The sequence below is a fragment of the Nesterenkonia xinjiangensis genome, from assembly GCF_013410745.1.
Classification (GTDB): domain Bacteria; phylum Actinomycetota; class Actinomycetes; order Actinomycetales; family Micrococcaceae; genus Nesterenkonia; species Nesterenkonia xinjiangensis.
Map to the genome: position 1 here is coordinate 3,148,979 of NZ_JACCFY010000001.1, position 25,653 is coordinate 3,174,631.

Sequence of the window (25,653 nt, forward strand, 5' to 3'; positions counted from 1 at the left end):
GTGTCAGGACAGGGCGTCGACGGCGTCGAGGACCTGTGTGAGTCCCGCGGCACGGTCCTTCAGATGCACCTGCAGCACCGGCATGCCGTGGCCCGCGAGGACTTGGGCGTCCCCGGCAGCCTGGGCGCCGATCAGCTTCTGCAGGGTGAAGGGACGCTCCGGGACCTCGACGTCCGTGTCGGCATCGGTGGTGATCTGCAGGAACGCCCCCACGTGTGGTCCGCCCTTGTGGAACTGGCCGGTGGAGTGCAGGAAGCGCGGACCCCACCCGAAGGTGACGGGACGGCCGGTGAGCGCGGCCAGCTGCGGTCGCACCTCCTCCAGACGGGTCTCGGTGGTCCGGTCCAGGTAGGCCATGACCGCGAGGTAGCCGTCGCTGGGCACCTGTCCGAGCAGCGCACGCAGGGCGGAGACGAGGTCCTCGCCCGTCGCGGCACCGCCGTCGCCCCGGATCTCCACGGATCCGTCGACGACGGCCTCGCCGGCCTCCGGGGCGGGGGTGTCGAGCAGCCCACGTGCCGCGGTCTTGGCCGACTCCACGTCGGGCTGATCGAAGGGGTTGATGCCCAGCAGAGCGCCGGCCACGGCCGTGGCGACCTCCCAGAGGACGAACTGGGCGCCCAGGCTGCCGCCGGTGCGGACCACATGGGGGGTCACCACCGTGTCAGCGGCGTCGCCGTCCACCGAGGAGCCCTCCTCGACGTCGGGGTCGATGATCTGCACGACCAGGACGTCGTCGAGCTCACTGGTCAGCTCCGGCTCGCCGTCGGAGACGATGACCGGGAGCACGCCGGTGCCCTCCTTGCCGGTCGACTCGGCGATGAGCTGCTCGATCCACGCGCCGAGCCCGACCAGCGGGGAGCCGGCGTCGGTGATGACCAGCTTGTTACGCAGCGGCTGGGTGCCGCCGATCGCCGAGGCCAGCTGCAGCCCCGGGTTGGCGTCGTCGTCGCCGGTCAGCACCGTGAAGGCCTCTTCGGCATCGTCCAGCAGGCTCTCGACGTCGGCTCCGGCCAACCCGGACGGCACGAGGCCGAAGGCTGTGAGCGCGGAGTATCTGCCGCCCACCGTGGGGTCGGCCTCGAAGATGGCGCGCACGCCTTCTGACGCCGCCGACTGCGCGAGCGGGGAGCCCGGGTCGGTGACGATCACCGTCCGGGACGCGGCATCGATGCCGGCGGCCGCGAAGGCGGCGGAGACGATGCGGCGCTGCGAGTCGGTCTCCACTGTGGAGCCGGACTTGGAGGACACCACGAGCACCGTGCGTCCGATGTCCTCGCCGACGACTGCCGCGACGTGCTGCGGGTCCGTGGAGTCCAGCACGGTCAGCGACACTCCGTCGGTGGCGCAGATGACCTCGGGGGCCAGCGAGGACCCGCCCATACCGGCCAGCACCACGCGGTCGACTCCCTCGGCGATGAGGGCCTCACGGAGTTCGGCGATGCGGGGCAGCAGGGCGCGGGAGTCGTCGAAGAGCGAGACCCAGCCCAGCCGCTTCGAGGCCTCGTCCTCAGCGGCGGCGCCCCAGAGCGTGTGGTCCTGGGCGGCGAGACGGCTGGCGAACTCGTGGTCGATCAGGCCAGGGACCTGGACGTCCACTGCGTCGCGGGCGGCGCCGCGCAGGGTGAGGGAGAGGGAACTCATGGTGTGCATCCTTTCGAAGCAGAGGCTGTCGAGGCAGACTGTCGCCTCGGGGCGGCCGCGTGAGGCCGGTGGCGTGGCCGAGTCTCGGGGTGAGGCGGAGTCTCGGGGTGAGGCGGAGATGAGGCTGAGGAGGACTGAGCTGCCGACCTCCGGCGACGTCGGGTGTCCGACGTCGCCGGAGGGGCGGATCAGCGGCCGTGGTTCGGCCGTTCAGCGAGTGGTCCTCAGGCGACGACCCGTCGCAGCCCGGTGTCGATGGTGCCCAGCAGCCCTTCCCAGGACTTCACGAATTTGTCGAGACCTTCGGCCTCCAGGACGTCGACGACCTCGCGGTAGCTGATGCCCGCGGCGGCGATGCCGTCCAGCACACGGTTGGACTCGACGTAGGTGTCGGTCATCGTGTCGCCGTCGACGGTGCCGTGGTCGGCCAGGGCCAGCAGGGTCTTCTCCGGCATCGTGTTGACCACGCCGGCGGCGACCAGTTCGGTGACGTACAGGGTGTCGGAGAGGTTCGGGTCCTTCGTGCCGGTGGAGGCCAGCAGCAGCCGCTGCGGGTGGGCCCCGCGCTCGGCCAGCAGCTGCCAGCGCTCGGAGCTGAAGGATTCCCCGGCGATCTGGTGCGCCAGACGGGCGTTGGCCAGGGCCGCGGAGCTGCGAAGCTTCTCGGTGCCCGGCTTGCCCTCCTCGGCGGCCAGCTCGAGGCGCTTGTCGACCTCGGAGTCCACGCGGGAGACGAAGAACGACGCCACCGAGTGGATCTTCGAGATGTCCCGGCCGTCGGCGTGGGCCTTCTCCAGGCCGAGCATGAACGCGTTGATGACCGCCCGGTACCGCTCCAGGGAGAAGACCAGCGTGACATTCACGCTGATCCCCTCCGCGAGGACGGCGGCGATCGCCTCGATCCCCTCCACGGTGGCGGGGATCTTGATCAGCACGTTCTCACGGTCGACGGCCTCCCAGAGCTGCTTGGCCTGGGCGATCGTGCCCTCAGTGTCTCGTGCCAGGCGGGGGTCGACTTCGATGGAGACCCGGCCGTCGACTCCGTCGGTGCGCTCGTAGACGCCGGAGAAGACGTCGCAGGCCTGCCGCACGTCGGTCGTGGTGATGTCGAAGACGGCCTTCTCGGCGTCGGCACCGGCGTCCGCGAGCTCGCTGAGCTGCTGCTCGTACGCCTCGCCCTTGGCCAGGGCACTCTCGAAGATCGTCGGGTTCGTGGTCACGCCGACCACATGGTGGCTCTCGATGAGTCCGGCCAGCGAGCCGGAGTCCAGACGTTCACGGGACAGGTCGTCCAGCCAGATGGAGACGCCCTGCTCGGAGAGCGCCTGCGTGTTCGCGTTGGTGGTCATGGGTGTGCCTCCTGGTGGCAGGTCTGCGGGCGGCGGCGCCGCCCAAGGGTCAGGTCAGCGGGCTGGGTGTCAGCGTGCGGCGGCCACGGACTCCTCCGCCGCCTCGGCGACGGCCTCGGAGGTGATCCCGAACTCCCGGTAGAGGGTCTGGTAGTCGGCGGAGGCACCGAAGTGGTCCAGGCCGATGATCCGCCCGGCGTCGCCGACGATGTCCCGCCAGCCCATCGAATGGGCGGCCTCCACGGAGACGCGGGCACGCACTCCGGCGGGCAGCACGGACTCGCGGTACTCCGCACTCTGCTCGAAGAACCACTCGCGGCAGGGCATGGAGACCACGCGGGCTGCGAGACCCTTCTCGGCGAGCTGCTCGCGCGCCTCGACGGCCAGCTGCACCTCGGAGCCGGTGCCGATCAGGATCACATCGGGGGTGACCGCCTGGCCATCCCTGACGGCCTCGGCCAGCACGTAGGCTCCCTGAGAGACTCCCTCGACCGAGCCGAAGGACTCGGCGGTGGCTTGGCCGTCCCCACGCTCGTAGGTGGGGATGCCCTGACGTGTCAGGGCCAGACCGGCCGGGCGGTCCCGACGGCGCAGCACCTCGCGCCAGGCGACGACGACTTCGTTCGGGTCACCGGGGCGGACCACGTCCAGGCCGGGGATGGCCCGCAGTGAGGCCAGCTGCTCGACGGGCTGGTGGGTGGGGCCGTCCTCGCCGAGACCGATGGAGTCGTGCGTCCAGACGAAGATGGAGCCGATCCCCATCAGCGCGGCCAGACGCACCGCCGGACGCTGATAGTCGGAGAAGATGAGGAACGTGCCGCTGTAGGTGCGCAGCGGCGTCGACAGCTGGATGCCGTTGGTGATTGCCGCCGCCGCATGTTCCCGGACGCCGAAGTGCAGGTTCCGACCGAAGGGGTTGCCGGAGAACTTGGAGGTGGAGCGCTCCTCGGGCACGAAGGAGGGCGAAGCGGCGATGAGCGTGTTGTTGGAGCCCGCGAGGTCGGCGGAGCCGCCCCAGAGCTCGGGGAGGACGTCGCCCAGGGCGTTGAGCACCTTGCCAGAGGCGGCGCGGGTGGCGACGGCTTCACCCGCAGGGAACTTGGGCAGGCTCTCCTCCCAGCCCGTGGGCAGCTCGCCGGCGCTCAGCCGGTCCAGCAGCTCGGCGGCCTCGGGGCTGGCCTGGCGCCAGGCCTGGTAGGCCTGATCCCACTCGGCGTGCGCGGCGGCACCGCGCTCGACGACGTCGCGGGCGTGGGAGAGGACCCCCTCGTCCACGGCGAAGTGCTGCTCCGGGTCGAATCCGAGGACCTGCTTCAGGGCGGCAAGCTCGTCACCGCCCAGCTTCGATCCGTGGACGCCCCCGGTGTTCTGCTTGTTCGGGGCGGGCCAGCCGATGATGGTGCGCAGGCTGATCAGAGAGGGCTTGTCCGTGGTGGCCTTGGCCTCGGCGATGGCGCGCTCGAGCTCCGCGACGTCCTCGACGTAGTCGCCGGTCTTCAGCCAGTCCACGCGCTGTACGTGCCAGCCGTAGGCCGCATAGCGGGCCGCGACGTCCTCGGTGAAGGCGATGTCCGTGTCGTCCTCGATGGAGATCTTGTTGTCGTCGTAGATGACCACGAGATTGCCCAGCTGCTGGTGGCCGGCGAGCGAGGAGGCCTCGGAGGTGACGCCCTCCTGGAGGTCGCCGTCGGAGGCGATGACCCACACGTGATGGTCGAAGGGGCTCTCCCCGGGGGCCGCCTCAGGGTCCAGCAGTCCGCGCATGCGGCGCTGGCCGTAGGCGAAGCCGACGGCGGAGGCCAGGCCCTGGCCGAGCGGGCCGGTGGTGATCTCGACGCCGTCGGTGTGGCGGTACTCCGGGTGGCCGGGGGTCAGCGAGTCCCAGGTGCGCAGCGCCTTGATGTCGTCGAGCTCCAGGCCGTAGCCGGAGAAGAACAGCTGGAGGTAGAGGGTCAGCGACGTGTGACCGGGGGACAGGATGAACCGGTCGCGGCCGATCCAGTGCGGGTCCTTCGGATCATGCCTCATGACCTTCTGGAAGAGCAGGTACGCGGCCGGAGCCAGCGACATGGCCGTGCCCGGGTGGCCGGAGCCGACCTTCTCCACGGCGTCGGCGGCGAGCACGCGCAGGGTGTCGACGGCCCGCTCGTCGAGATCGCTGAAGACGGCGGAGTCGTTCACGGCTGTTTCGGTCACTGAGATTCCTCCAAGGTTTCGACGGATGACAACGAGGCTGCACTTCGTCGTGCCGCGCGTGTCCAGACTACCGGGGTCGAGCATATGTGTCTCGCATCATGTGGTGATTGCCGAATGCTCACGCGAGCGGTCATGTGAGGTGAGGATCGCTCGGGACGGCGTTCGGCGTCGCTCTGGCCAGGGAAGACGGCCACTTCCGCGTCCTCAATGGCGACAGGTCGTCCGTCCGGATGATGGAATGCGGTTTCCCAAATCCGTCGCGACACAGGACGTCCGTGATTCACTGCTCAGATGAGTGGTCCAGATGAGCGGCGGTGGCCGGCTGCTGGTCCAGCCCCAGCGCCAGGCCCACGAGTTCGAGCGACCGATGCCGGATCACCAGGTCAGCATGCTCCGCCAGTGCCGGCTTGGCGCAGAAGGCCACGCCGACGCCGGCGGCGGTCACCATGTCCAGGTCGTTGGCGCCGTCGCCCACGGCGACCACCGAGGCTGCAGGGATCCCCTGGTCGGCCGACCAGCGACGCAGGCGGTCCGCTTTCGCGGCCCGGTCCACCACCGCACCCTCAACGCGGCCCGTGAGCCGGCCGGACTCGACCTCCAGCAGGTTCGCATCGGTGAGGGAGAGCCCGAGCCGGGCGGCCAGCGGATCGAGCACCTGCACGAAACCTCCCGAGACCGCGCACGCCGGCCACCGGCGTCGGCGGAAGTCGCCGATCAGCGTCTCGGCGCCGCAGGTGGGCGAGACCGCCTGCACTGTGGAGTCGATCACCGACAGCGGCAGCCCCGCGAGCACGGCCACGCGCTCGTGGAGCGAGTCGGCGAAGTCGATCTCCCCGCGCATCGCCCGCTCGGTGACCGCGGCGACCTCCTGCTCGCGTCCGGCGTGCCGGGCCAGCAGCTCGATCACCTCCTGGTCGATGAGGGTCGAGTCCACGTCCATCAGCAGCATCTTCGGCGCTTCGGGGCGCATGCCGGCCGGGAGCACGGTGGTGGTCACCGGCGCAGCACCGTCGAGGGCCTCCTCGCCCTGTCCCTCGGCCTCCAGCTGTTCGGCGACCCGGTCGGCCACGTCATGGAGGAGCGAGATCAGCAGCTGGGTGCCGTAGGAGTCGTCGGAGTCATCCAGCGTCACGGACCACCGGGCGACCTCCACCTCCCCGTCGCCGGCGGCGTCGCGGACCGCCACCCGGCGGGTCTCCACGCTGTGCACCGCTCCGCGGCGCTCGAGCTCCGCGGTGAGCGAGCGCAGCAGCGGAACATCCAGGCGCCGTGCGGCGATCATGGCCACCGCCCCCGGGGGCAGATCCGGAGAGGGCGCCGGGGCCGACGGGGAGGCCGAAGGGGACGCCGGCGTGGAGGCCGGGGAAGGGGTTGAGGAGGGGGGAGGAGACACGCGGTCGGAGGGATCAGTCATAGTGCGACCAGGGTATCCGGCTTCGATAGTGTGGGGCGCATGAGTCCAGTCCTCGACATCCAGGGCGTCAGCGTGCGCCGCGGCCGGAAGAATCTGCTCGACGACGTCACGTGGTCCGTCGCTGAGGACGAGCGCTGGGTGGTGCTCGGACCGAATGGGGCAGGCAAGACGACCCTGCTGCAGATCGCGGCCGCACGGCTTCACCCCACGGTGGGGTCGGTGCAGATCCTGGACGAGACGCTGGGCGCCGTGGACGTCTTCGAGCTGCGCCCGCGGATCGGACTGTGCTCCAACGCGCTGGCCTCCTCGATGCCTGTGGGGGAGCGGGCCCTGGACATGGTCGTCACCGCCGCCTACGGCGTCACGGGCCGCTGGCGGGAGGAGTACGAGCGGCTCGACGAGCGTCGCGCCTTCGAGCTGCTCAACTCCTGGGGCGTGGGCACCCTGTTCGACCGGACCTTCTCCACGCTCAGCGAGGGGGAGCGCAAGCGTGTCCAGATCGCGCGGGCCCTGATGACCGATCCGGAGCTGCTGCTGCTCGACGAGCCCGGGGCCGGGCTCGACCTCGCCGGGCGTGAGTCGCTGGTGCACCGCACCGCGGAGCTCGTGGCCGCCGAGGAGGCGCCGACCACCGTGCTGGTCACCCACCATCTGGAGGAGATTCCGCCGGGATTCACCCATGTGCTCCTGCTCCGTGAGGGCCGCACAGTGGCTCAGGGGCCGATCCGTGAGGTCCTGACCTCGGAGAATCTGTCCACCACCTTCGACATCCCCCTGCAGCTCCACGAGCGCGAGGGGCGCTTCTCCGCGTTCGCCACCACCGGCTGAGTCTGCGATGGAGCTCCTCGGACTGGGCCTGGACCAGGTCCTCATCATCGCGCTGGCCGCGGTCTGGGCCGGTGCCATCAACGCCGTCGTCGGCTCCGGCACGCTGGTGACCTTCCCCGTGCTGGTCGCCATGGGCTTCCCGCCGGTGACCGCGACCATCTCCAATGCGATGGGCCTGATCGCCGGCAACATGGCCGGCACCTGGGGATATCGTCGCGAGATCGCCCAGGTGGGTGGGACGCTGCTGCGTCTGGTGCCCGTCTCGCTGCTGGGCGGCGTCGTCGGCGCCCTGCTGCTCCTCACGCTGCCGGAGGAGGTCTTCGAGACCGTGGCGCCGGCGCTGATCGTCGTAGCGCTGGGCTTCGTGGTCTTCCAGCCGCGCCTGCAGCGCTGGGTGCGGGCGCGCAAGGCCGCCGAGCAGGAGCGGCTCACTCGGCTCGCTGAGGACAACGGCCAGGAGCCTCCGGCCGAGCGCCCGGAGGTCGGGCCGCTGTTGATCGCTCTGGTCTTCTTCGCCGGGGTCTATGGAGGCTACTTCGTCGCCGCCCAGGGGGTGCTGCTGGTCGGCATCCTCGGGGTGTTCCTCGCGGCGAGCCTGCAGCAGGCCAATGCGGTGAAGAACGCGCTGGTGCTCACAGTGAACCTCACCGCGGCGGTCAGCTACCTCTTCCTGGCCATAGACCGCATCGAGTGGGTGGTCGTGGCCATCATCGCCGTGGGCTCCACCATCGGAGGCTTCACCGGGGCCTGGGTGGGGCGCCGCCTCAGCCCTCTGGTGCTGCGCCTGGTGATCGTCTCCCTCGGGCTCGTGGCTCTGTTCGTCATGATCCGCAACCTGCTGGGCGCATGAGCGGCCCGTCTCGTCCCGTCGACGCCGGAGAGGCCCGTGCGGTGCCCAATCCGGTCATCCACCTCGACTCGGCCGATGACCCCCGTGTGACGGATTACCGGTCTCTCACCGACGCGGGGCTGCGCCGTCGACAGGACCTCGAGCACGGGATGTACATGGCCGAGTCCAGCCAGGTCGTCCGCCGGGCGGTCGCTGCCGGACATCGGCCGCGATCGTTCTTCATGGAGCATCGGCACCTGGCGGGCCTCGCTGACGTCGTCGCCCGCTGGCCCGACGCCCCCGTCTACGTGGGCGAGGAACAGGTGCTGGAGGCCATCACCGGATTCCACCTGCACCGCGGGGCGCTGGCGGCCATGCATCGACCGCCGGAGCTGAGTCTGGAGGAGGTGCTGGCTGGACTCGGCACCGGCTCGGAGAAACAGCGGCTCCGGATCGGGATCCTGGAGGATCTCACCGACCACACGAACGTCGGTGCGGTGTTCCGGTCCGCTGCGGCTCTCGGGCTGGATGCCCTGATGCTGTCCCCGGCCTGCGCGGATCCGCTGTACCGCCGGGCGATCCGGGTCTCGATGGGGGCTGTCTTCCAGGTGCCCTGGACGCGGATCCACCCGTGGCCCGATGGTCTCGCGGGCCTGCAGGAGGCTGGCTTCGTGGTGGCGGGCATGTCGCTGGGGGAAGGATCCATCACCCTGGATGCGCTGGTGGCGGAGGATTACCCCCGGCTGGCCCTGGTCCTCGGCAATGAGGGCGCTGGACTCCGGGCGGAGACGGACCGACGTCTGGATGCGCGGGTGACGATCCCGATGATGCCCGGGGTGGACTCGCTGAATGTGGCCGCGGCCTCCGCGGTGGCGTTCTACGCCACACGCTGATCGGCGCGGCTCGGAGTCCCTCCCGGGCCCAGCCTCCGCCAGGCACCCGCCTTCGTGGTCTGTGCCACACTGGTGCGCATGCGCATCGCACTGACAGGCTCTTCAGGCAAGCTCGGATCTGTGGTCGCGCGGGAGCTTCGTGCCGCCGGTCATCGCGTGATCGGCTTCGATCGCACGGGGGAGCGGGATCGCGACTTCGTGCAGATCGATCTGACGGACCACGGAGAGGTCGCCGACGCCCTGGCCTCGGTGAACGACACGCACGACGGCGTGGACGCGCTGGTGCACCTCGGCGCCATCCCCGCCCCGGGGCTCGCTCCCGATGTCGCCACCTTCCACAACAACATGCTCGCCACGTTCAACGTGTTCTGGGCGGCGACGAAGCTGGGGATCACCAGAATCGTCCACGCCTCCAGCGAGACCGTGCTGGGACTGCCCTTCGACGTGCCCCCGCCCTACATCCCGGTCGACGAGGAGTATCCGGCGCGCCCCGAGTCCGTCTACTCGCTGGTGAAGCACCTCGAGGAGCAGATGGCGATCGAGCTCGTGCGGTGGAACCCGCAGACATCCATCACGGCGCTTCGCTTCTCCAACGTGATGTGGCCCGAGGACTACGACGTCTTCCCCTTCGACGAGGATCCGCGCGAGCGCAAGTGGAACCTGTGGAGCTACATCGACGCCCGCGACGGCGCCCAGGCCGTCGAGAAGGCGCTGCAGACCGCACCTGCCGGCTTCGACCGATTCATCATCGCCGCCGCGGACACCGTCACCACACGCGACAACGCCGACCTGGTGGCCGAGGTGTTCCCCGAGGTGCCGATCCGCGGCGACCTCGGTGAGCACGACACGATGCTCTCCATCGAGAAGGCGCGCCGTCTGCTCGGCTTCGAGCCGCGGCACACTTGGCGCTCATGATCCGTGGCGACGCGCTCGTCATCGGGGCCGGCGTCGCCGGGCTGACGGCCGCCCGCCTGCTCGGCCGGGCGGGGCGGTCCGTCGTCGTGCTGGAGGCCCGGGACCGCGTCGGCGGGCGGGTGCACACTGCACACGGGCTCGACCTCGGTGCCAGCTGGATCCACGGGATCGACGACAATCCCGTGGCCGAGGCCGCCGCGGCCTTCGACATGCCCATGGTCGAGTTCACGGTGGGCGGATATCAGGTCGACGGCCGTCCCGTCGTGTACTTCGGGCCCGACGGTGCACGCCTTTCTGCCGCGGAGGCCCGAGCCTTCGCTGAGGACGTGCACACCGTCGACCGGACGCTCGTCCCGCTCATCGAGGCCTCCGGCCCGACCGACTCCTATCGGGATGTCGCTGAGGCCGCGCTCGCGGCCCAGGGGTGGGACGCCGACCGGGCCCAGAGGGTCCGTGATCACCTCGCCCATCGCAGCGAGGAGCAGTACGGCGTCCGGATCGAGGATCTCGCCGCACACGGCCTCGACGATGACGAGATCATCGGCGACGAGGTGATCTTCCCTCGCGGCTACTCCGCGCTGCCGGAGAACCTCGCCGCCGGACTCGACGTACGTCTCGAGCATCTCGTCACGCGGCTCATCTGGGGCGCCGACGGCGTCGTCGTCGAGACGGACCGGGGCAGGTTCGCCGCGGACACCGTGGTCGTCACCGTGCCCGTCGGCGTGCTCAGGTCCGGCCGGCTGCGGGTGGAGCCGCCGCTTCCGGAGCCGGTCTCGACGGCGCTCGGACGCCTGGAGATGAATGCCTTCGAGAAGGTGATCCTGCGCTTCCCGCGCCAATTCTGGGACGAGGACGCCTACGCCCTCCGGCAGCTGGGACCGGAAGGGCACTGGTGGCACTCCTGGTACGACCTCACCCGGCTCGACGGCGTGCCGACCCTGCTGACCTTCGCCGCCGGGCCCGCCGCGGAGGGGATCCGCGCCTGGAGCGACGAGGAGGTCGCCGACTCCGTGCTGGTGCAGCTGCGGAGGCTGCACCGCGGCGTCCCCGAGCCCACCGAGGTGCACATCACGCACTGGGGCGACGATCCGTTCGCCTGCGGGTCCTACGCCTACATGCCGGTCGGGTCCCGTCCCGAGGACCATGATGACCTGGCGACCCCGATCGGCGGCGTGCTGCACATCGCGGGAGAGGCGACCTGGGGCGAGGATCCGGCCACGGTGACCGCGGCGCTGTGCTCCGGACATCGCGCGGCCGAGAACGTCCTCGGCGGTCGCATCCCGATCTCCGAGATCTGGGCGGGCTCCGAGACTGGGGCGGAATCCGAGATAGGGTCAGGATCCGAGGCCGGGATCGGGCATGATCGGCGCCCGGGTGAGTTGGGCCGAAGGGCCGGCCTGGGATAGGATGGTGTGCTGGTCCGAAGAGGGCCCCCTGATCCACGCGCCTCTGGCAAAATCCAGCGGCAGACACGAAGGACATCCGCATCATGAAGTCTGACATCCACCCCACGTACGGGCCGGTCATCTTCAACGACCTCTCCTCCGGTGAGAAGGTCCTGACCCGCTCCACCGCCACCTCCACCAAGACCATGGAGTGGGAGGACGGCAACACCTACCCGGTGATCGACGTCGAGATCTCGGCGGCCTCCCACCCGTTCTACACCGGCAAGCAGCGGATCATGGACTCCGCCGGCCGTGTGGACAAGTTCAACAAGCGCTTCAAGGGCTTCGGCGGCAAGAAGTGAGACGTCGCCACCGCCTCTGACGTCCCGCACGGCGGAGGCAGCACGACGAGGGCCGCGGCACATGCCGCGGCCCTCGTCGTGTCCGGGGAGCTTCAGCGGTCAGGATTCGCCCCCGGTCCGCCGGCTCCCGGTGTCCGGCAGTACGATGGTTGCCGTGATGAGCCCCCAGCAGAGCAGTCCGCAGCAGCCCCCCTCCTCCGGCGTCGCGGGAGCTGGTCCCGTGGCCGGCGTCGTGCGCCCCGGCACCGGGGCCACCCGCCACGGCGAGTACAAGGTCGCCGGCGGCAAGTTGGTCGTCGTCGACCTCACCGTGGACGAGGAGGCCCGCCGCATCGCCGCCGTTTCGGTCAACGGTGACTTCTTCCTCGAACCTGACGACGCCCTGCTGGACCTCAACCGCTCGCTGGTGGGGCTCGACGTCGACGCCGGCCGAGAGACCATCGCCCGCGCGGTGGAGGCCGGCATGCCCGACGATGCCCAGATGTTCGGCTTCGACGCGGGGGCCGTGGGCATCGCCGTGCGACGAGCCCTGGGGCATGCGACCACCTGGGCAGACCATGAGTGGGAGATCCTGCCGCCCGTGAAGCTGCCGATCGCGCTCAACGTCGCCCTCGACCAGGTCCTCATAGAGGAGGTCGGCCGGGGGAACCGGCCGCCGCTGCTGCGCCTGTGGGACTGGAGCGAGCGGGCCGTGGTCATCGGCTCCTTCCAGTCGCTGATCAACGAAGTCGACGCCGAGGCGGCGCGTGTCACCGACACCACCGTGGTGCGCCGGATCTCCGGCGGGGGCGCCATGTTCATGGAGCCCGGCAACTGCGTGACCTATTCGCTGTGCGTCCCCCAGTCCCTGGTGGACGGGATGAGCTTCGCCGACTCCTACCCGTTCCTCGACTCCTGGGTCATGGAGGCGCTGCGCGAGGTCGGGGTCGAGGCCTCCTACAAGCCCCTCAACGACATCGTCTCAGCGGCCGAGGGCGAGTCCCGGGGGCGCAAGATCGGCGGCGCGGCGCAGAAGCGGCTCGCCAGCGGCGCCATGCTGCACCACGTGACCATGAGCTATGACATCGACGCCGAGAAGATGCTGCAGATCCTGCGCATCGGCCGGGAGAAGGTCTCCGACAAGGGCATCACCTCGGCCGTGAAGCGCGTGGACCCGCTGCGCAGCCAGACCGGACGCAGTCGAGAGGAGATCCTCGAGACGTTCATGGAGGTCTTCGGCCGACGCTACGGCGCCCGTCCGGCGGCGATCCGTGATGCTGAGATGGTGCGTGCCCGGCAGCTGGTGGAGGAGAAGTTCGGCACCGAAGCCTGGACGTCTCGCGTCCCCTGAGGCCGGTGCGCCCGGACCGCACACCCTGCCCCTGCCGTGCCCCTGAGGAGCAGCAAGGAGGCACATGGCCCGATTCGTGAACCACGTGGCACGCGTGCTAAAGTTTCATGTCGTTGCCCACGGGCATCGATCACCCGCGCGGGTGGCGGAATAGGTAGACGCGCTAGCTTGAGGTGCTAGTCCTCTATTAATGAGGGTGGGGGTTCAAGTCCCCCTCCGCGCACGATCCAGGCCCCGGTCTGATCAGGATCTCTCCTGATCAGACCGGGGCCTTCTCGTTGTGTGCCCGGCGGAGTACAGCCGGGACGGGGAGGTCTCCGTCACCGTCGACGCCACAGAGTTAGTCCAGTGGTCTTGATTTTGAGAGTGGCGTATGTCTCAATGGGCGGGTGACGAAGTATCACGGGATTCGGGACCAGCTGCTCGAGCGGATCGACACCATGGCCGCGGGGGAGCAGCTGCCCTCTGAGCGCGAGCTCGCCGCGGAGCTCGGCGTGGCCAGGATGACGCTGCGCCGCGCCATCGACGAACTCGTCGTCCGCGGCGCCGTGCGTCGCCGCCACGGCTCGGGAGTCTTCGCCCTGGGGCCCAAGCTCGACCAAGGGCTGGCCGCAAGCTCCTTCACCCGGGACATGCAGGCCCGCGGACTGAGGCCCGGCGCCCGCACCCTCTCCTTCGACACGGGCCCGGCGGGCCCGCTGGCCGCCCGTCGGCTGGATGTGGCCCCGGACACCGCGCTGATCCGCCTGACCCGCCTGCGTCTGGCAGATGACGAACCCATCGCCCTGGAGCAGCTGCACGTGCCCGCCGAGCTGGTGCCCGGACTGAGCCGGGGAGACCTCGAAGACCGTTCCTTCTACACGCTGCTGGCGCAGCGCTACTCCGTGACGCTGGCTAAGGCTGTGCAGACCATCGAACCTACAGTCCTGGACGCCCAGGAGTCCCGCGACCTCGCCGTGCCCGAGCACACCCCCGCCCTGCACTTCGAACGCACCTCCTGGGACGCCGACGGCCGGGCCGTCGAGTTCGTCCGCTCCGTCTATCGAGGGGACCGGTACAAGATCCGCACCGAGCTGGCCCTGCCCGGGCCCGAGCAGGAGGCACCGTGATCATCACCGGCCTGATGTCCGGAACCTCCGCCGACGCACTCGATGCGGCCCTGGTGGAGATCACCGACGACGTCGACGGGACCCTGCACCTGGACCTCCTGGCGGCACACGAGATCCCCTTCCCCGAAGCGCTCTCCGCCGACATCCACCGACTGCTCACTCCTGGGGAGGTTCCGCTGGAGCTGGTCAGCAGCGTGGACCGTGAGCTGGGCCTGCACGGCGCCGGCGCCGTCGCGGCACTCCTCGAAGCGTCCTCGGACCGGACCGGCCGGCGATGCGAACTGGTCGTCACGCACGGACAGACCATCCGCCATGAGGTGGTCGACGGCCAGGTGCTCAGCACCCTGCAGATCGGCCAGCCCGCCTGGATCGCCGAACGCACCGGCCTCCCGGTGCTCTCAGACATCCGCGCGCGGGACGTGGCCGCAGGCGGTTCCGGAGCTCCGCTGGTCAGCCTCCTGGACCACCTGCTTCTGGCCGGACGCCCTGGTGCCGCCGCCGATCGCGCCACGGCGATGCTCAACCTGGGCGGCATCGCCAACATCACCGTGGTGGCTCCGGGCCGCGAGACGATCGCCTTCGACACCGGCCCGGCCAACGCGCTCATCGACGTCATGGCACGGAGACTCAGCGGCGGTGCCCAGCACTGGGACCGTGAGGGCCGACTCGCCGCCCAGGGAGAGGTGGACCAGCCTCTGCTCGAGGCTCTCCTCACCGAGCCCTACTATGCCCGGCCGGCCCCGAAGACCACGGGCAAGGAGCTCTTCCACGGAGATCATCTCGACGCCGCACTGCACAGACGCGCCACCCTGCCGGGCCCACGGCCCAGAGACGTCGACGTCGTCGCCACCGTGACCGCGCTGACGGCTCGGACCGTGGCCCAGGCCTGCCGCCGCCACGATGTCGGCGAGGTGGTCGCCTCCGGCGGCGGAACCCGCAATCCGACGCTGATGCGGATGCTGCGCGCTGAGCTGGCGCACGGGGGAGCGCCCATCGAGCTGACCACCACCGATGACGCCTTCGGCCTGCCGGAAGGCGCCAAGGAGGCCTGCCTGACCGCATTGCTGGGCTGGCTGAGCTGGCACGGGCTGCCCGGCACCCTGCCCAGCGTCACCGGCGCGGCGCACCCCTCCGTGGCCGGACGCCTGACCCCCGGACACGACCCCCTGGCTCTGCCCGATCCGCGTGGCCGGATGCCCGACCGCCTGCGCATCCGCCGGGCCTCGGAACCAGCCGCCGCCCCGACGACCACCCCCGCGCACCAGAGCCCAGGAGGCCCGGAATGCACACCCTAGACCTCATCGTCATCCTCGGATACCTCGCCGCCACCGCCTGGCTGGGGCTGCGTCTCAGCGGCCGCCAGGCCGGGCTGAAGGACTACTTCCTCGGGGGACGCAACCTGCCATGGTGGGCCGTCTGCCTCTCGGTGGTGGCCACGGAGACCAGCGCGCTGACCGTGGTCGGCACCCCGGTGATGAGCTATCTGGGGGACTTCTCCTTCCTCCAGGTGGCCGTGGGCTACCTCATCGGACGCATCGTGGTCGCCTTCCTGATGCTTCCGCGCTACTACGACGGCGAGATGGTCACCGCCTACGCCTATCTGGGCAAGCGGTTCGGGCAGAGCACCCAGACCACCGCCGGGGTGACCTTCCTCTTCACCCGCCTCCTCGCCGATGGTGTGCGGGTCCTCGCCGCCGCGATCCCGATGAAGCTCATCCTGGACGGCATGGGCCTGCACACGAACTACTTCACGATCATCGTGATCCTCTCCGTGGTCACCATCGCCTACACGTTCATCGGCGGCATCAAGGCTGTGGTCTGGGTCGACGTCGTCCAGATGTGCCTGTACGTGCTGGGCGGATTCCTGGCGATCATCGTGGTCTCCATGCAGACCGGCGGCGGCTGGTTCACCGACGCAGCCGCAGACGGCAAGCTGAACCTGCTGGTCACCACCGGCAATCCGCTGTCCGACGCCTCCACGCTGATCCCCTCCCTGATCGGAGGCGCGGTCTTCGCGATGGCCTCCCACGGGGCCGACCAGATCGTGGTCCAGCGTCTGCTGACCTGCCGCAGCCGTGGTGAGGCCCAGAAGGCGCTCATCGGCTCCGGCATCCTGGTCTTCTTCCAGTTCCTGGTGTTCCTGGTGGTCGGTCTGGCGCTGTGGGGATACTACGAGCAGCGCGCTCCGCAGGACCTGGGGCTGGGGCGCGACGATGAGATCTTCCCCCTGTTCATCATCGAGGCGCTTCCGGCCGGCATCTCCGGTCTGCTCCTCGCCGCGATCCTGGCCGCCGCGATGAGCACGCTGTCCTCCTCGCTGTCGGCGCTGTCCTCCTCCACCGTGACCGATGTCTACGCGAAGATCCTGCGGCGCCCGCTGGGGGACCGGGAGGGGCTGCGCGCCGGCCGGTGGGCCACTGTCGGATGGGGCCTGGCCTTCATCGTGCCGGCGGCCTTCTTCCAGTCCGACGAGGGCAACATCGTGATCCTCGCCCTGGGCATCGCCGGCATCACTTACGGAGGGCTGCTCGGGGCGTTCATCTTCGGCATCGTGAACAGCAGGGCCCGAGCCGCCGACGCGAACATCGCCTTCGTCGCCGCGGTCGCGGTGAACCTGTTCTTCTTCGTGATGGAGAAGTATGTGGTGGGGGAGGTCTGGGTGGCCTGGCAGTGGTACCCGCTGCTCGGAGTCATCGTCACACTGAGCGTGGGCGGACTGCTCGGGCTGCGCCATCCCGCCCCCTCCCGCGCCGCCGACGTGCCCACCACCTGATCGTTCCCCGGGAAAGGACCCCATGGACCAGCACGACGCCGCACTGCCGCCCACGGAACGGCGCAACCCCCGCACGGAGAACCTGGAGGAGCTCAGCACCCAGGAGCTGCTGCGCCGTCTCCATGACGAGGACCACCGGGCGGTGTCCGCGGTGGACGCGGTGCTGCCCGATCTCGCCGTCGTAGTCGACCGGGCCGCCGAGAGGTTCAGGCGCGGAGGCGATGTGCACTATTTCGGAGCAGGGACCTCCGGGCGGCTGGGGGTGCTCGACGCCAGCGAGCTGCTCCCGACCTTCAACCTGCCGCCCGGGAGGGTCGTCGGACATATCGCCGGCGGACCTCGCGCGCTGCAGGAGGCGGTCGAGGACGCGGAGGACTCCGTCGACGACGGCGCCGCCGCAGTGGCGGAACTGGGCGCCGACGACGTCGTCGTCGGACTCGCCGCCAGCGGCTCCACCCCCTACGTGGGCGGGGCGCTCGCCGCCGCCCGGGACCGTGGACTCGCCACTGTGCTGATCTCCAGCAACCCGGAGGCCCCGCTGCGGGCGCACGCAGACCATCACCTCTGCCTCGACACCGGGCCGGAGGCCATCACCGGCTCCACGCGCCTGAAGGCCGGCACCGCGCAGAAGCTGGTCCTCAACGCCTTCTCCACCGCCCTCATGGTGGCCGTCGGACGGACCTGGAGCAACCTCATGGTCTCCATGGTCGCCACCAACGCCAAGCTGCGCGAACGCACCGTGCGCATTCTGCGCGAGGCCACCGGCATCGAGGAGCCTGCGGCCCGCCGGACGCTCGCCCAGGCCGAGGGCGACCTGAAGACCGCCCTGCTGATGACGCTCTCCGGCCTCGATGCGGATCAGAGCACCCGCCTCCTGCATGAGCATGCCGGCTCGGTCCGCGATGCCCTGCGCGCCGGTGAGAAGCCTGCCACGCAGCGGGACCAGGGGCGGACATGACGTTGCTCGGCATCGACGTCGGCGGCTCCGGCAGCCGAGCGGCCCTGCTCGCCGGCGACGGCGCGACACGCTGGGTGCTCCACGGTCCGCGTGTGGAGGTCCGCCCCACCGGGAGCACCGTCGCGGAGATCGTCCAGGAGCTCATCCGCCAGATCCGCGAGCAGCGTCCAGCGGACCTGCTCGATCTGGAAGGTGCCGCAGTCGGCGCCACCGGCCTCGCCTCCCTCGTGGCCCGGCCGCAGGACATGCTGGAGCTGCTGGGTCGGGAGACCCGCACTGCCGGGGCGGTGGCCATCGACGCGGTCACCGCACACCTCGGAGCGCTGGGCGGTGCGGGCGGAGCCGTCACTGCGCTGGGCACCGGTGCCATCACGGTCAGCCACCCTGGTCCGCAAGGCCCCGGCCGCTGGCGGCGGATCGACGGTTGGGGGCATCTGCTCGGGGACCGAGGGGGAGGATCCTGGGTGGGGCGGCGCGCGCTGGAGACCGCGCTGCGCGCCCATGACGGCCTCGACCCGGCCGGGGCCACGATCCTGGCGCAGGGCGTCCGCCGGTTCGGACCGCCGGGCAGCTGGCCGGCGCAGATCTATCCGCGCCCGGACCGCGCGGGGGTGCTCGCCTCCTTCGCCCAGGACGTCGTCGGTCTCGCCGAGCACGATCCCAGCGCCCGGAACATCCTCCGTGAAGCCGGCAGGGAAGCCGCCGCGGGCACCCTGGCGGCGCTCGAGGCCGCCGAGTGGACCGAGGACACACCGGTCCCGCGCCGGGCGGCGCTCGCCGGAGGTCTGGCCGGGACCACGGGGCACCTCCAGGAGAGCTTCCGCGCCGTGCTCGAGGAGGCCGATCCGCCTGTGGATCTGGTGCCCTCCCAGGGGGACCCGCTCGACGGCGCCCTGCGCCTGGCGCAGATGGTGGCCGACGGGGTCCGCGTGGCACAGGAGAGCCATGTCTGGACATGAATCCCGCTTCCCTTCGGGCGCCAGGGCGAGCGATAGGGTGGTCCCATGACTGACGCACTCGACCCCGCAGCCCTCTCCGAGCAGGACGTCGTCGACTTCTGCCGGGACCTGATCCGGATCGACACCACCAACTGGGGCAACGGGCGCTCCCACGGGGAGCGCGTGGCGGCCGAGTACTGTGCAGAGATCATGCGCCGGGCAGGTCTCGAGCCACAGATCTTCGAGTCCGCCCCGGGGCGGGCCTCCGTGGTGGCACGCTGGGAGGGCACTGACCCGGAGGCCGGCGCGCTGGTGGTCCACGGGCACCTCGACGTGGTCCCGGCCCAGGCGGAGGACTGGCAGGTGGACCCCTTCGCCGCCGAGATCGTCGACGGCATGATCTGGGGCCGCGGTGCGGTGGACATGAAGGACATGGATGCGATGATCCTTGCCGCGCTGCTGCGCATGCGTCGCGAGGGGCACCGGCCGGAGCGAGACATCATCTTCGCCTTCTTCGCCGACGAGGAGGACAACGGCACCTACGGCGCCGGCTGGCTGGTGAAGAACCACCCGGAGCTCTTCGCGGGCGCCACCGAGGCCATCAGCGAGGTCGGCGGATTCTCGACAGAGATCGCCGGCACCCGCGCCTATCTCATCCAGACCGGTGAGAAGGGCTTGCACTGGACGAAGATGATCGCCTCGGGCACCGCCGGGCACGGCTCCGCGGTCCAGACCGACAACGCCGTCGTCACCCTCGGTGCTGCCGTCGCGCGCATCGGCGAGCACGAGTGGCCCATCGAGTACACCAAGACCACCCGGGCCCTGATGGAGCAGCTCTCCGAGCTCACCGGCATCCCCTTCGACGAGCAGGACCCCTCCGCGCTGCTGGAGGCCACCGGCAGCACCTCGAAGTTCATCGCCGCCACGCTGCGCAACACCTCCAACCCGACGGTGCTGGAGGCCGGTTACAAGCACAACGTGGTCCCGGGCACCGCCGAGGCGCTCGTCGACGCCCGTACCCTGCCGGACCAGGACGAGAAGGTCGCGGCCACGCTGCAGGAGCTGGCCGGGGACAAGATCCGCTTCGAGCTGCAGAACGGCGGACCCTCTCTGGAAGTGCCGTTCTCCGGGGCCTTGGTGGAGGACATGGTCGCCTCGCTGCGAGCGGAGGACCCCGAAGGCGTCGTGCTCCCGTACATGCTCGGCGGCGGCACGGACAATAAGCACCTCTCCGCGCTGGGCATCGCCGGCTACGGGTTCGCCCCGCTGCAGCTCCCTGCGGAGCTGGACTTCACCGGCATGTTCCACGGGGTCGACGAGCGCGTGCCGGTGGACTCGCTGATCTTCGGCGTGCGGGTGCTGCATCGTTTCCTGGCCGCCCAGTGACGGAACGGGCCGGTCACTGCCCGTCACTGCCCGCGCAACACCGCCTGAGAGGACATTCCCAATGGGCCCTGACCACCGTGACCTCCTCGCCGAGAATCCCGATCCACGGGTGCGTGAGCTGGTCTCCCATGTGCTGACCCCGGAGCTGCTGGACCGCGTCCGATCACGTGCACCGGCCTACGACGAACGCAACGAGTTCTGCCACGAGGACCTGGCCGAGCTGATCGAGGCCGGTTACCTGCGGGCACTCGTGCCGGAGGAGCTGGGAGGGCTGGGCTGGGACCTGCCGGACCTGGTCGCGGGGCAGCGGCTGCTGGCGGCGCACGCCCCGGCCACCGCGCTGGCGGTCAACATGCACCACGTGTGGGTGTCCGCAGCTCGGCAGATGGTGGCCCGCGGTCATTCGGAGTTTCGACAGGTCCTCGAGGAGGCCGCGGCGGAGGAGATCTTCGCCTTCGGGATCTCCGAACCGGGCAACGACGCGGTCCTCTTCGACTCCGGCACCGAAGCCCGTGTCGCCGAGGACGGCTCGGTCAGCTTCACGGGGATCAAGATCTTCACGACGCTCGCACCCGTGTGGACCCGGCTGGGTCTCTTCGGACGCGACGTCGACGGCGGCGAGACGCCGCTGATCTTCGGCTTCCTCGAGCGCGAGGCCGACGGCTGGCGCAGCCTCGACGACTGGGACACCCTGGGCATGCGGGCCACCCAGTCGCACACCACCGTCCTGGAGGGGGCGCGGGTGCCGGCCGGACGGATCGTGCGACGACTGCCAGCGGCTCCGAACCGGGACCCGCTCGTCTTCGCGATCTTCTCCTCATTCCTCGGGCTGCTCGCCGCGGTCTACACCGGCATCGGGGATCGCGCCCTGGAGCTGGCTGTCGCGCACGCCGGCTCCCGCACCGCCCGCACCACCGGGCAGCCGCTCAGCACCGATCCGGACATCCGCTACCGGCTGGCCGAGGCGCGGCTGCATCAGCTCGTCCTCGACGCGCAGCTGCGGGGCGTGATCGAGGACATCGAGACCGGCGCAGATCACGGAGAGCTGTGGTTTCCCCGGCTGGTCACGCTGCGCACCAGCGCCACCCGCACGGCTCGCGACGTCGTCGACACCGCGCTCCAGGTCAGCGGGGGAGGGCAGTACCGGCGGCTCAGTGAGCTCAGCCGGCTCTATCGGGACGTCCTGGCCGGTGTGCACCACCCCTCCGACGACGAGTCCGCCCATAGGACGTTGGCGACGTCGCTGCTGGGCCCCCTTGAGGGATGATCCGCCGCCGGCGGGCGCGTGTCAGCTGCGGCGACGCTCAGAGGGTGGGCCGGACCTTCATGATCCGGCGACGCAGCCAGTATTTGCGCACCCCTCCGGTGTACAGGCGGCTGCGGCGCAGCTCCCATTTGCCGTATTCCGCGTGGTCGACGATCCGTCGTCGGACCTCTGTGAGGGATTCTCTGGGCTGACAGGTGATCACCATGTACTCCCAGTGCAGGCCGGACGCATCGTCGGCCGTGTACCGGGCGGCGGAGGAGGGGAACGCGGAGAACTGCTGGGACATTCCTGCCGATCACGCTCACTCTCTGGAGTGCGGCCGAAGGGCGATGTCAGCGCGGCATCGCCTCTGCGATTGAGTGCACCCTAGCACCCGTTCCCCGCACTGTGGTCACGCGCGTCGGGAACGTGTCCGGAAACTCTCCCCGAGGTCTTACCCCACGGCCTGGGCGTTGGTACGGTGTGCCTATGAACATCGATCCCCGCGTCGCATTGAGCACGCTGACGAACGCTCTTGAAGAGCATCTCTCTGCTTCACTCAACCGCCGAGGCGAGCAGGACCCGTCGGTCGAGGCTGCCTTCTACGGGATCGCCGACGCCTTCGAAGGCTACGAGGACGCGCTCTTCGCCGCGACCGGAGAGGTCACCCCGCTCGACCTCTACGACGAGGACGAGGACTCCGACGACGCGTTGGACGAGGACGACGAGGATGACGACGTCCTGGAAGAGGACCTCGAAGACGACGAGGACCTCGACTCCGAGGACGACGAGGAGCGTGACGAGGGGCGACGCTAGAGGCCCTGCTGCGGGGCGCCGCGCACACGGTGTCGGATCTCACCCGGTGAGGTGGACCGCCGGACCGCCCTGGATGATCTAGGCTCAGCCTGTGCAGTGGATTGAAGCGATCATCCTGGGACTGGTCCAGGGCCTCACCGAGTTCCTCCCGGTCTCCTCCTCGGCGCATCTGCGCATCGTGGGGGAGTTCCTCCCAGGAGCGGCAGACCCCGGCTCCGCGTTCACCGCGATCACCCAGCTCGGCACGGAGACGGCGGTGCTCGTCTATTTCTGGCGGGACATCGTGCGCATCCTGCGGGCCTGGTTCGCCGCCCTGACCGGCAGGCTTCCGCATCGGGACCCGGATGTGCGCATGGGCTGGCTCATCATCGTCGGCACCATCCCGATCGTGGTGCTCGGCCTGCTCTTCGAAGATCTGATCGACACCACTTTCCGGACGCTCTGGCTGGTGGCCACGATGCTGATCATCTTCGGCGTGCTGCTGGCCGTGGCCGACGCCACCGGTCGGCAGGCCAAGCCGTTGGCCGAGCTGAGCATCCGAGACGGCATCCTCTTCGGCTTCGCCCAGGCGTTGGCGCTCATCCCGGGGGTCTCGCGATCCGGCGGGACGATCACCGCCGGTCTGCTGATGGGCTACACCCGTGAGGCGGCTGCCCGGTACTCCTTCCTGCTCGCGGTGCCGGCGGTCTTCGGCTCCGGCCTCTACAAGCTCCTGGGCTCTGTGGGGGAACAGTCCGGACCGTACACGATGGGCCAGACCATGGTCGCCACCGTGGTGGGCTTCGCTGTGGCGTACGTGATCATCGGCTGGTTCCTGCGCTATGTGTCCAGCCACTCGTACACGCTCTTCGTCAACTACCGCATCGTGGTGGGCCTGCTGGTCTACGCGCTGCTGGGCCTGGGCATCATCAACGCCTGAGCGGAGGCCGCAGGAATCGACAGGCTGGAAATACCCAGTCCGTGGCCGACGTTGTCCACTGACCGGACTGCCCGCGCAGAAAGGACCCCCACGCGTGAAATCCTGGACCTCCCCGGTCGTGCCGACCCTCCCGCCCCTGCCGGAGGCTCTGCAGCTGCACGACACCGCGCGCGGAGGTCTGGCCGACGTGGCCTCCCGCGACGGCCTGGGCTCGCTCTACGTCTGCGGCATCACCCCCTATGACGCCACGCATCTGGGCCACGCGAACACCTACCTCCAGTTCGATCTGCTGGTCCGCTACTGGCGCGCCTGCGGCCTGGACGTCCGCTATGTGCAGAACGTCACCGACATCGATGATCCCCTCCTGGAACGTGCCGAGACCACCGGCGTGGACTGGCGCGTCCTGGCCGAGGACCAGACGGAGCTCTTCCGGACCGACATGCAGGCCCTCGGCGTGATCGCCCCGGACGTCTATCTCGGTGCCGTGGAGACCATCCCTGATGTCGTCGAGGACGTCGAGGCGCTGGTCTCCCACGGGGTGGGGTACCCCGTGCCGGTCCCCGCCGAGGACCTTCCCGAGGGGGTGGCGCAGGCGCACGACGTCTACTTCGACATCGCCGCCGCCCAGGCGCGCACGGGCTGGCGGCTGGGAAGCGTCGGCGCCTACGACCGCGGCACGATGGAGGAGCTCTTCCCGGAGCGCGGGGGAGATCCTGACCGTCCGGGCAAGCGGGATCCGCTGGACCCGCTCCTGTGGAGGGCCCGCCGTGACGGTGAGCCCTCGTGGGACGGCCGGAGCCTCGGCGAGGGACGTCCGGGCTGGCACATCGAGTGTTCGGTGATCGCCCGACGCCATCTGCCGGCTCCCTTCACCGTCCAGGGCGGAGGGTCGGATCTGCGTTTCCCCCATCATGAGTTCTCTGCCGCCCACGCCACCGCCGCCGAAGGGCTCCCGCTGGCCGAGAGCTACGTCCACACCGGCATGGTGGGGCTCGACGGAGAGAAGATGTCGAAGTCCCGCGGCAACCTCGTGCTGGTCTCCCGGCTGCGCCGGGAAGGAGTGGACCCTCAGCTGATCCGGGTGGCGCTGCTGGGCCAGCACTGGCGGCACGACTGGAGCTGGAGCGATGACCTTCTCGACCACGCCCAGGTGCGGATGGACCGTTGGAACGCGGCACTGGGCCGCGCCCCGGAGACGCACGACGGCAGCCCCGACGTCGCCGAGGACCTGCAGTACGCGCTGCATGCCGCGCTGTCGATGAACCTCAACGCCCCGGCTGCGCTGGATCAGCTGGACCTGTGGGCGTCCGGGCAGATCGCGGGGGGCACCGGTCAGGACAGGGTGCGCGAGGTCGTCGCCGGGCTGCTGGGCCTCCGATTGGGCTGAGGCTCCGGGGCTGTTCAGCCGTCTCCGGGCTCCGGGGGCCGCCGGCGGCGCAGGTAGCGTTCGAATTCTCGGGCGATGGCCTCGCCGCTGGCCTCCGGGAGGCTCGGCGTGTCGGTGGCCTCCTCCAGTCGCTGGACGTACTCGGCGATGTCGGTGTCCTCCTGAGCGAGCTCGTCGACCCCACGCTCCCACGCCTCCGCGTCCTCGGCGACCTCCTCGACCTCCAGGGTGAGGCCGAGCAGATCCTCGAGCTGCCGCATCAGTGCCAGCTGCGCTTTCGGGGAGGGCGCCTGACCGACGTAGTGCGGCACCGCCGCCCAGAGCGACACCGCCGGGATCCCGGCCTGGTTCGCTGTGTGCGCGAGGACTCCGACGATCCCGGTGGGCCCCTCATAGGTGGGTGCGTCCACATCCAGGGCGTCCTGCAGGGCGGCGTCCTCGCTGGAGAGCGCGGCGGGGATCGGACGGGTGTGCGGCACATCGGCGAGCAGGGCCCCCACCAGGACGATGGCAGCGACATCATGCTCGACCGCCTTGGTGAGTATCTCCGCCGTGAACGCCTGCCAGCGGAAGCTGGGCTCCACCCCGTTGACCAGCAGGAGATCAAGCGGCGTGGACTCCGGGCGTGCCCGGTAGATCCTGGTGGCGGGCCAGACGATCTCCCGGTGCGTCCCGGTGCGTCGCACCCGGGGGCGGGTGAACTGATAGTCGTAGTAGTCCTCATCGTCGATGCGCTCCACGAGCTCGCCGTCGGCGGCCGTGGTGATCGACCGGACGGCGGAGGAGGCGGCACCACCGGCGTCGTTCCATCCCTCGAAGGCCAGCACCATCACGGTGGGGCGCGCGTCGGGAGTCTCTGCGGACTCGCGCAGGTGATGGATGAACCGGGCCGCGCGGGCCTCGGTCTCCTGGGGGGCGTCCTCGGGCTGGCTCTGCTCATCCACGCTTCTCACACTAGCCCTGGCGCCGAGGGGAG

At 70.1% G+C, this 25,653-nt stretch carries 23 protein-coding genes and 1 tRNA gene; 18 read left to right on the plus strand and 6 right to left on the minus strand.

Annotated features, from left to right (window positions below):
* Positions 1-3: 3 nt before the first annotated feature.
* From HNR09_RS14120 to serB, 4 genes are all read right to left on the minus strand, one after another.
* Entirely contained in the window at positions 4-1,644 is a 1,641-nt protein-coding gene (locus tag HNR09_RS14120) for a glucose-6-phosphate isomerase (protein WP_179542615.1), read from the minus strand.
* A 224-nt stretch (positions 1,645-1,868) separates the two neighbouring features.
* The gene (gene tal, locus HNR09_RS14125) at positions 1,869-2,993 is read right to left on the minus strand and encodes a transaldolase (protein ID WP_179542616.1); all 1,125 of its coding nucleotides are present in this window, start codon (positions 2,991-2,993) and stop codon (positions 1,869-1,871) included.
* 69 nt (positions 2,994-3,062) lie between these two features.
* Positions 3,063-5,273, minus strand: a complete 2,211-nt coding sequence (tkt, locus tag HNR09_RS14130; RefSeq protein ID WP_179542617.1) for a transketolase — start codon at positions 5,271-5,273, stop codon at positions 3,063-3,065.
* 196 nt (positions 5,274-5,469) lie between these two features.
* A complete protein-coding gene (gene serB / locus HNR09_RS14135) occupies positions 5,470-6,471 on the minus strand; it encodes a phosphoserine phosphatase SerB (RefSeq protein WP_246348858.1) in 1,002 nt (333 codons plus the stop codon).
* A 171-nt stretch (positions 6,472-6,642) separates the two neighbouring features.
* On the opposite strand from serB, the gene HNR09_RS14140 reads away from it, so the two are divergent.
* The 15 genes from HNR09_RS14140 (at position 6,643) to HNR09_RS14210 (ending at position 21,576) form a co-directional block, all read left to right on the plus strand.
* Positions 6,643-7,431 (plus strand): ABC transporter ATP-binding protein, encoded by a 789-nt coding sequence (locus HNR09_RS14140; protein ID WP_179542618.1) that lies wholly within the window; start codon positions 6,643-6,645, stop codon positions 7,429-7,431.
* A 7-nt stretch (positions 7,432-7,438) separates the two neighbouring features.
* A complete protein-coding gene (locus tag HNR09_RS14145; RefSeq protein ID WP_179542619.1) occupies positions 7,439-8,281 on the plus strand; it encodes a sulfite exporter TauE/SafE family protein in 843 nt (280 codons plus the stop codon).
* On the plus strand, positions 8,278-9,153 hold the full coding sequence (locus tag HNR09_RS14150; protein WP_179542620.1) for a TrmH family RNA methyltransferase: 876 nt from the start codon (positions 8,278-8,280) through the stop codon (positions 9,151-9,153). The genes HNR09_RS14145 and HNR09_RS14150 overlap by 4 nt, the downstream gene beginning before the upstream one ends.
* A 78-nt stretch (positions 9,154-9,231) precedes the next feature.
* Positions 9,232-10,068, plus strand: coding sequence for an NAD-dependent epimerase/dehydratase family protein (locus HNR09_RS14155; RefSeq protein WP_179542621.1), 837 nt, complete (start codon positions 9,232-9,234; stop codon positions 10,066-10,068).
* Entirely contained in the window at positions 10,065-11,474 is a 1,410-nt protein-coding gene (locus tag HNR09_RS14160) for a flavin monoamine oxidase family protein (RefSeq protein ID WP_179542622.1), read from the plus strand. Before HNR09_RS14155 ends, HNR09_RS14160 begins: the two co-directional genes overlap by 4 nt.
* Before the next feature lie 83 nt (positions 11,475-11,557).
* Entirely contained in the window at positions 11,558-11,815 is a 258-nt protein-coding gene (locus HNR09_RS14165) for a type B 50S ribosomal protein L31 (protein ID WP_179542623.1), read from the plus strand.
* Between the two features lie 157 nt (positions 11,816-11,972).
* Positions 11,973-13,145: a lipoate-protein ligase small subunit gene (lplB, locus tag HNR09_RS14170; RefSeq protein ID WP_179542624.1), complete on the plus strand. Its 1,173-nt coding sequence runs from the start codon at positions 11,973-11,975 to the stop codon at positions 13,143-13,145.
* A 136-nt stretch (positions 13,146-13,281) separates the two neighbouring features.
* Positions 13,282-13,368: transfer RNA gene (locus HNR09_RS14175), tRNA-Leu, on the plus strand.
* Between the two features lie 166 nt (positions 13,369-13,534).
* Complete coding sequence (locus HNR09_RS14180; protein WP_179542625.1) at positions 13,535-14,254, plus strand: UTRA domain-containing protein; 720 nt, start codon at positions 13,535-13,537, stop codon at positions 14,252-14,254.
* Positions 14,251-15,549, plus strand: coding sequence for an anhydro-N-acetylmuramic acid kinase (locus tag HNR09_RS14185; RefSeq protein WP_179542626.1), 1,299 nt, complete (start codon positions 14,251-14,253; stop codon positions 15,547-15,549). The genes HNR09_RS14180 and HNR09_RS14185 overlap by 4 nt, the downstream gene beginning before the upstream one ends.
* Positions 15,537-17,027 carry a sodium:solute symporter gene (locus HNR09_RS14190; protein WP_179542627.1) on the plus strand — a complete coding sequence of 497 codons (1,491 nt, stop codon included), beginning with the start codon at positions 15,537-15,539 and terminating at the stop codon, positions 17,025-17,027. The genes HNR09_RS14185 and HNR09_RS14190 overlap by 13 nt, the downstream gene beginning before the upstream one ends.
* Positions 17,028-17,049: 22 nt before the next feature.
* Positions 17,050-17,985, plus strand: coding sequence for an N-acetylmuramic acid 6-phosphate etherase (gene murQ, locus HNR09_RS14195; RefSeq protein WP_179542628.1), 936 nt, complete (start codon positions 17,050-17,052; stop codon positions 17,983-17,985).
* The gene (locus HNR09_RS14200) at positions 17,982-18,944 is read left to right on the plus strand and encodes a BadF/BadG/BcrA/BcrD ATPase family protein (RefSeq protein ID WP_179542629.1); all 963 of its coding nucleotides are present in this window, start codon (positions 17,982-17,984) and stop codon (positions 18,942-18,944) included. The genes murQ and HNR09_RS14200 overlap by 4 nt, the downstream gene beginning before the upstream one ends.
* A 45-nt stretch (positions 18,945-18,989) precedes the next feature.
* Complete coding sequence (locus tag HNR09_RS14205; protein ID WP_179542630.1) at positions 18,990-20,309, plus strand: M20/M25/M40 family metallo-hydrolase; 1,320 nt, start codon at positions 18,990-18,992, stop codon at positions 20,307-20,309.
* A 61-nt stretch (positions 20,310-20,370) separates the two neighbouring features.
* Positions 20,371-21,576, plus strand: coding sequence for an acyl-CoA dehydrogenase family protein (locus tag HNR09_RS14210; RefSeq protein ID WP_179542631.1), 1,206 nt, complete (start codon positions 20,371-20,373; stop codon positions 21,574-21,576).
* 37 nt (positions 21,577-21,613) lie between these two features.
* Here the strand turns inward: HNR09_RS14210 and HNR09_RS14215 are convergent, their stop codons facing one another.
* Complete coding sequence (locus tag HNR09_RS14215) at positions 21,614-21,781, minus strand: DUF5703 family protein (RefSeq protein ID WP_246349301.1); 168 nt, start codon at positions 21,779-21,781, stop codon at positions 21,614-21,616.
* 263 nt (positions 21,782-22,044) lie between these two features.
* Between HNR09_RS14215 and HNR09_RS14220 the strand changes: the two genes are divergently transcribed.
* The 3 genes from HNR09_RS14220 (at position 22,045) to mshC (ending at position 24,677) form a co-directional block, all read left to right on the plus strand.
* On the plus strand, positions 22,045-22,371 hold the full coding sequence (locus HNR09_RS14220) for a primosomal protein (RefSeq protein WP_179542632.1): 327 nt from the start codon (positions 22,045-22,047) through the stop codon (positions 22,369-22,371).
* Between the two features lie 91 nt (positions 22,372-22,462).
* The gene (locus HNR09_RS14225) at positions 22,463-23,290 is read left to right on the plus strand and encodes an undecaprenyl-diphosphate phosphatase (RefSeq protein ID WP_179542633.1); all 828 of its coding nucleotides are present in this window, start codon (positions 22,463-22,465) and stop codon (positions 23,288-23,290) included.
* Positions 23,291-23,384: 94 nt separating this feature from the next.
* Entirely contained in the window at positions 23,385-24,677 is a 1,293-nt protein-coding gene (mshC, locus tag HNR09_RS14230) for a cysteine--1-D-myo-inosityl 2-amino-2-deoxy-alpha-D-glucopyranoside ligase (RefSeq protein WP_179542634.1), read from the plus strand.
* Positions 24,678-24,691: 14 nt separating this feature from the next.
* Here mshC and HNR09_RS14235 read toward each other — a convergent pair whose 3' ends face one another.
* Entirely contained in the window at positions 24,692-25,630 is a 939-nt protein-coding gene (locus HNR09_RS14235; RefSeq protein WP_378936797.1) for a proteasome assembly chaperone family protein, read from the minus strand.
* Positions 25,631-25,653 lie beyond the last annotated feature (23 nt).